The organism is Clostridioides sp. ZZV15-6598 (assembly GCF_020657705.1).
Classification (GTDB): Bacteria; Bacillota; Clostridia; order Peptostreptococcales; family Peptostreptococcaceae; genus Clostridioides; species Clostridioides difficile_F.
Window position 1 is genome coordinate 1 of record NZ_JAGWCS010000181.1, and the last position, 6,226, is coordinate 6,226.

Annotated in this window: 6 protein-coding genes; 2 read left to right on the forward strand and 4 right to left on the reverse strand. The window is 26.6% G+C overall.

The window, feature by feature from the left end; genetic code table 11:
* A partial coding sequence (locus KGF50_RS19775; RefSeq protein WP_227849647.1) for a hypothetical protein occupies positions 1 to 837 on the forward strand: 837 nt, incomplete at its 5' end.
* 188 nt (positions 838 to 1,025) lie between these two features.
* Here the strand turns inward: KGF50_RS19775 and KGF50_RS19780 are convergent.
* From KGF50_RS19780 to KGF50_RS19795, 4 genes are all read right to left on the reverse strand, one after another.
* Positions 1,026 to 1,352, reverse strand: a complete 327-nt coding sequence (locus KGF50_RS19780) for an AzlD domain-containing protein (RefSeq protein ID WP_227849648.1) — start codon at positions 1,350 to 1,352, stop codon at positions 1,026 to 1,028.
* Positions 1,345 to 2,046: an AzlC family ABC transporter permease gene (locus KGF50_RS19785; protein WP_227849649.1), complete on the reverse strand. Its 702-nt coding sequence runs from the start codon at positions 2,044 to 2,046 to the stop codon at positions 1,345 to 1,347. Before KGF50_RS19785 ends, KGF50_RS19780 begins: the two co-directional genes overlap by 8 nt.
* A gap of 281 nt (positions 2,047 to 2,327) precedes the next feature.
* Positions 2,328 to 3,710, reverse strand: coding sequence for a PLP-dependent aminotransferase family protein (locus KGF50_RS19790; RefSeq protein WP_227849650.1), 1,383 nt, complete (start codon positions 3,708 to 3,710; stop codon positions 2,328 to 2,330).
* 291 nt (positions 3,711 to 4,001) lie between these two features.
* On the reverse strand, positions 4,002 to 4,166 hold the full coding sequence (locus KGF50_RS19795) for a hypothetical protein (RefSeq protein WP_227435106.1): 165 nt from the start codon (positions 4,164 to 4,166) through the stop codon (positions 4,002 to 4,004).
* A gap of 819 nt (positions 4,167 to 4,985) precedes the next feature.
* On the opposite strand from KGF50_RS19795, the gene KGF50_RS19805 reads away from it, so the two are divergent.
* On the forward strand, positions 4,986 to 5,966 hold the full coding sequence (locus tag KGF50_RS19805) for a MerR family transcriptional regulator (RefSeq protein WP_227849651.1): 981 nt from the start codon (positions 4,986 to 4,988) through the stop codon (positions 5,964 to 5,966).
* The last annotated feature ends 260 nt before the right edge of the window (positions 5,967 to 6,226 follow it).

Below are 6,226 nucleotides of genomic sequence, written 5' to 3' on the forward strand. Positions count from 1 at the left end.
GAGGATTATATTATGAACATTATTAAAAGAGTACCCTTAATATTAATAGTATTAATTTCAATATTAATAACAGGATGTTCTCCAAGAGAAAGTGCTAGTGAAGTAGCAAAAAAATATACTGATAGAGTAAATTCTGGAGATTATGAAACAGCATATGATTTACTAAGCAAAGACACCAAGAAAAAAGTTAGTCTTGAAAGGTTTAAAGAGTATCAAGATGTATTAATCGAGACTAGAAAAGTAATTGGCTATAAATTAGGAAAAGAAGAAAATATAGAAAAGTATAAATATGATAAAAAAGAATATAAGAATCTTATTAAACTAGAAGAAATTTATGATATAAAAGATATGCTTTCTAGAAAAAAGAAATCTTTAAAAATTGATAGATACTTTGTAGTTGAAAACAATCGATATAAGTTATTGTGGCATAAGAATTTTAAAAGTAACCTTAGTTCTAGATACCTTGATTTTGTATATCTAAAACTTGAAGAATTTTCAGAAGCATCTTTTAAGGAAATTGCTATATTGCTAAAAAAAGCAACTGCTGCTGATCCTAGCAATTCAGATCTTTACTATATAGAGGCATCTAACTATATGTATTTAGATGACTACGATAATGCTCTACTTCCAATTAATAACTGTTTAAAATATTTAGATAAAAAAAGTTCTAACTACAAAAAGAAAGCAAGTGATGCATACAATTTAAAAGGAGTTATATTAATGTGTAATAAAAAATATGATGATGCAAAAATTTTTTTAAATAAGTCATTAGACATTAATCAAAATAATGATGATGCAAAATATAACTTAAATACAATAAAAAATGATTTAGAGTAACTATATAAAAGTTAATATATAAGCAATAAGTTCTTTATATTTGTACGAAAAACAGTAATTAATTAAATTCAAAATACATAACAAAGTAATACTAAAAATATATAATTATGCTAGATAATAAAATCTAAAACAATATCTATTTATAAATATTTATAATTTTAAAATTTGTATATAACAGTAGTTAAATATTACATAATAAATCCAAATAAATATATAGATATCACACCTGTAACAATAGAAATTCCAATAGATTTAAATTTATATGCAACAAGAAGTACAATTAGAAAAGATATAATTTTAGGATTTACTACAGATAAATATAGATTATCTCCATTAAAAAATACATCTTTTGCTGTTAAAGAAGTAAGTATTGCTACAGGTATAAATTTCATTATTTTTTTCAAAAACTCAGGCATATCCTTTTTCGAAAAGATTAACATTGGAAGAACTCTTGGAAGATATGTAACAATGTACATTCCTATTATAATAAAAAATATATAATTACTATTATTCATAAGATTCCTCCTTTTTATAATACAATTCTTCTGCAAAGAATCCAATTAAAGATGCTAAAATTGATGCAACTATAATTACTAAATTACTCTTAAACAATACATATAAAATAATTGAAATAATAATTGATGATATAAATACTAAAACATAAATCTTGTTTTTTATTTGAGAAACTATTAATGCTATAAACATAGAAGTCAGTATAAAACCAGAAATAGAACTATCTATAGATATTGTTTCTCCTAAAAATGCCCCAATAAAATTAGCTAAGACTGATGAAACTAGGCAAAAAAAATTGAGATAGATTGCATTTCTGTCAGTCCAATTTCCAGTAGTAAATTTTTCATAATTAACTGCAAAAGTTTCGTCAGTTATGGTATGGCAGAATGGCAATATAAACTTTGGACTTTTATTTTTTATATACATATTTAAATTGGAACTCATTAAGAAATGTCTCAAATTAACAATAAATGTGGTTAATACAATTGATGTTATACTTGCACTAGCTGAAATCATTGAAGCTGCAATAAATTGAGAGCTTCCTCCAAATACCAAAGTTACCATTAGTGCTATTTGAAAAGGTGAAAGACCAGATTTCTGAAGTAGTATTCCTCCTACTATACCTATAGGTATATAGCCCAAAAATATTGGTATTGAAGCAATCAAACTTTCTCTTAGTTGTTGAGTTCTTTCCATGATAAATCACTCCTTTTAACTTTTAATACCATGAGTATTATTAAAGTATAAAATAGATTAATCATATAATTGCAATTATACTTAAAAATAAATTTGAATTAACTATATAAGCTTTACTATAATACATAAAAATAAATTAATTTTGAAATACTATTAATTTATAATTACTTTTTGTTATGAGGCAATGATATATGTCAATTCTTATAAATCAATTATCTATTATGTTTTCATTGTAACAGCAAAAAAAATTACACACAATTAAAATATTGTGTGCAATACAATTATCTTTTTTCTTTCAGTAATCGTTTTAATACACTTAAACCAGATTTAAGTTCTTCTATATTTTCTGTAGCACATACAGCTATTCTTATTGCAGAAATAGGTTTTTCTTTTCCAACTGCAAAGCGCTCAGATGCATAAACCTGTACTCCTTCTTTGAGTGCTTGTAGCTCAAGTTTTTCCGCCATTATATCATCAGGTAGTATTAACCATCTAAATATACACTCATCATTTCCTAAAATATTATACTCAGATAAATATTTATTGACAATCTCATTTCTTCTTCTGGCAGACTTACGACGTGCATCAATTAATTTATATGCTTCCCCTGATGCAATCATACGGTAAGCTATTTCTGTTAAAAAATATGATTGAGACAGATTAATATTATACAAAGCACTTGATAAAGCTTCTCTATACTGTTTAGGTGTAGCAATATATGCAAGGCGTAGGCTAGGTGCAAGAATTTTTGATAAACTTGTAATATAAATTGTCTGATTAGGTATATAATTAGCAACTGGATTCAAATGTATTTCATTAAGTAAACCATGAATAGCATCCTCAATCACAATTAGGTTATATTTAGATGCAATATGTGCAATCATTTTTCGTCCAGTCTCTGACATTATATGTGTAGTTGGGTTTTGATAATCTGGTATTATATATATTCCCTTGATATTTTCATTCTTGCAGGCATATAATAATCCTTCTTCACTAATCTCTCCATTTTCTTGTTTAATTGGAATTAGTTGTATTCCAAGCATTTTAGCTGCTGTCTTTATTCCAGGATAAGTCAATGGGTCTACACCTATTCTATCTCCATGTTGAAATAAACCTGCCAAAATAGCTACAATCGCATTTTGTCCTCCACTTGCAGGAAGTAAACTATTAGATGAGGTTTTAAATCCAGTTTTGGAAATCAATTTAGCTATAGCTTCTTTTTGCCAATCAGCACCATCTCTCTGCCCATATTGAAATATAGTTTTAAAATCCAACTCTTTAGTTATTTGTTTAAATAAAGTACTCATTTCTTCTAATGCAAAATCTGGATTCATTGTACCCATTTCAATGAATGTATTTTTATTACTTGACATCAAAAATAAATTTGACCGTATATCATAAGCCACAAAAGTTCCACTTCCTGTAACACCACTTATTAATCCTTTCTTTTCACAAATTTTAAAAGCTCTAGAGATAGTACTTACATTTACATCTAGAAAATCTGCCAATTCACGTTGTGGTGGTAATTTAGTACCAGGCAACAAAATTCCATTATTAATATCTTGTTCTAATTGTTCTGCAATATCTTTATATAATATTTGTCCTCTTGATGGTCGTTTTGGCTTCCAATTCATAGGATAGTTTTCAAAAGAATTAATTGGCATAAAGTTTCACCTCACATTACTAATTTGACTGTTTTGTTTATCTAAAGCAATAAATTCATTAGGAAAGTGATTATACAAATCTCTAACCTAAATAAATTAATCAATAACTGTATTTCATAATTGCCTTTAAATTTATTTTAATATATACACCATATATTTAAAGTACTTTCTTGTCAATATAAAAGCAATGCAAAGCGTAATTCAATAAATACTAGAATATTTAATTATTTTTGCACAATAAAAAAGAAGGCATAAAGAGCTACCCTCAAGCTCAATATACCTTATAAATATCTACACTTCGTTTTTGACTAATTTCTCTATGTCTTTGATAATATGTTCTTTAGATTTTTTTCCAGCTATTGCATCAAAAATTGCAACAGCTTTTTTCTCTCCAAACTTCTCTGCTACATCATTAAACTCTAGAAATCTAACACTTTCCTTTTGTTTACCAAACATACAACACCTCTCATACATTTTTATATATTTATTATAACTTCTATATGTTTATTTTTCACCAATAAACGTTAGACAAATTAGTTCCTTTATTTTTTTAACTTGATTTTCCCTTCAAAATCCTTAACAAAACTAGTTTATTCTACCCTATAAATAAAAATATACAATTTAATTTGTAGGAAACTCAGTAATAAAATAAAAAAATCAGTACTTCCCTTTCCAAAAATTTTACAGTAAAAATAATAAAATTTATTTATTGTGTAGCAGATTCAATATATAAATAAGATTCGCCAACTATTTTATTTCTCAAAGTAAATAAAAGATAAAATATTTAATAACAGAAAAATTTCAAACTTATATGATCTACTTATTTACTACTTAAAAATGAGCCTTGATACGTTGAAAAGTCCTAGAAATACAAAGATATAATATATCAATACTGAATACATGAAAATTGAATAACACATAGACTATGTTGGTATGCTAATGGCTAAAAAAGCTAAGTATAAATTTACAAGTAAAATCCATGTTTATAGAGTATCAAAACGAATAAACCAGCAGGAACTTGCCAACCTTGTATGAGTATCATGGCAGACGATTATACAGCTTGAAATAAATAGATACAATCCCTGTGTGCCTCTGGCATATAGTATCTCGAAAGTTTTTGATGTTACCATAGAGACTTATTTAATTTTACAGAATGCTAAGTGTAATAGGAAATATTTAAACTGATTAAATTAAAATAATCAATAATTTTAATGTCTAATTATTGACTTTGACACCGTGTCGTAGTTTATACTGAAACTGTAAGGAGGAAGTATAATGAAGACAATCACTATAAGCCAAGTATCTAAAAATATGGGTATATCCACTAGAATGCTACGCTATTATGAACAAATTGGATTAATTAAAAGTTTTCGTCGTGAAGGTTATGCCTATAGAGTTTATGATTATGAAGCAATTTCTAGAATTGAGCAGATTATGATTTTGTGTAAATTACGAATTCCTGTACGTCAAATTCAAATAATTCTAGAAAATAAAAATGCAATTACTGCTATTAACATCTTTCGTCAAAATATAAGTGAATTGGATGAAGAAATTACAGCTCTTTCCACAATCAAGGATATTCTCTTTTGTTTTATCAAAGAGTTAGTTAAAGTTACAGAACTACCATTCAAAAACATTATTTCTGAAAATAACACATTGCTATCAGCTATTGAATCACTTAATATTGTTAGTATTAATTTTAAGGAGGAACAAGGTATGGATAAGTTAAATAAAGCAGATGAAAGATTATCAAAAATCAACGATATACGCATAGTATACCTACCACCAACTACTATTGCTTCCGCTCATTATATTGGTGATGACCCAGAACTTCATGTAAATGCAATGCTTGATGAATTCGTGCGTAAAAACAATTTGAATAAAATTAAACCAGATTTAAGACATTATGGTTTCAATCATCCTAATCCAATAGATGAAACAGGCTATCATGGTTATGAGGCATGGGTGACAATTCCAGATAATATGGAGATTTCGGCACCACTTAAAAAAAAGCAATTTGCAGGAGGGTTATATGGTGCACATATGATTGCTTTTGGCAATTTTGCTGAATGGGATGCACTTCTTGAGTGGGTGAATAACAGTGAAAAATATGAATTTGCAGGCAATTTACAAGACCAAGAACATATGTGTGGTCTTTTAGAAGAACATTTAAATTATTTTAGCCATATAGAAAGTACAGACAATGAGGTAAAAGATATACAATTTGATTTACTAATACCTATTAAGGAAAAATAAAAGAAAATATCAGCATAAGAATACTAGTTTGTCAAAAAAATTATATAACTGTGGACTATCAATTGTGATAGAAAAAGACTTTTTTTGAAAAGCAGATATATATCTTCTGCTTAACTTTCTAACTATTGACAATTAAACAAGAGTAAAAAAAATAGATAAACTATATAGTTTATCTATTTTTTACAACTTTAAGAAATCAATATAAATAATCTTTATTCAATGAAATTAAAATAAATAAAAATTCGGATAAGATATAATAC

Bases quoted from the DNA above. Each gene is read 5' to 3' on its own strand.
- KGF50_RS19780 (WP_227849648.1), bottom strand. From the start codon at position 1,352: ATGAATAATAGTAATTATATATTTTTTATTATAATAGGAATGTACATT.
- KGF50_RS19785 (WP_227849649.1), bottom strand. From the start codon at position 2,046: ATGGAAAGAACTCAACAACTAAGAGAAAGTTTGATTGCTTCAATACCA.
- KGF50_RS19790 (WP_227849650.1), bottom strand. From the start codon at position 3,710: ATGCCAATTAATTCTTTTGAAAACTATCCTATGAATTGGAAGCCAAAA.
- KGF50_RS19795 (WP_227435106.1), bottom strand. From the start codon at position 4,166: ATGTTTGGTAAACAAAAGGAAAGTGTTAGATTTCTAGAGTTTAATGAT.
- KGF50_RS19805 (WP_227849651.1), top strand. From the start codon at position 4,986: ATGAAGACAATCACTATAAGCCAAGTATCTAAAAATATGGGTATATCC.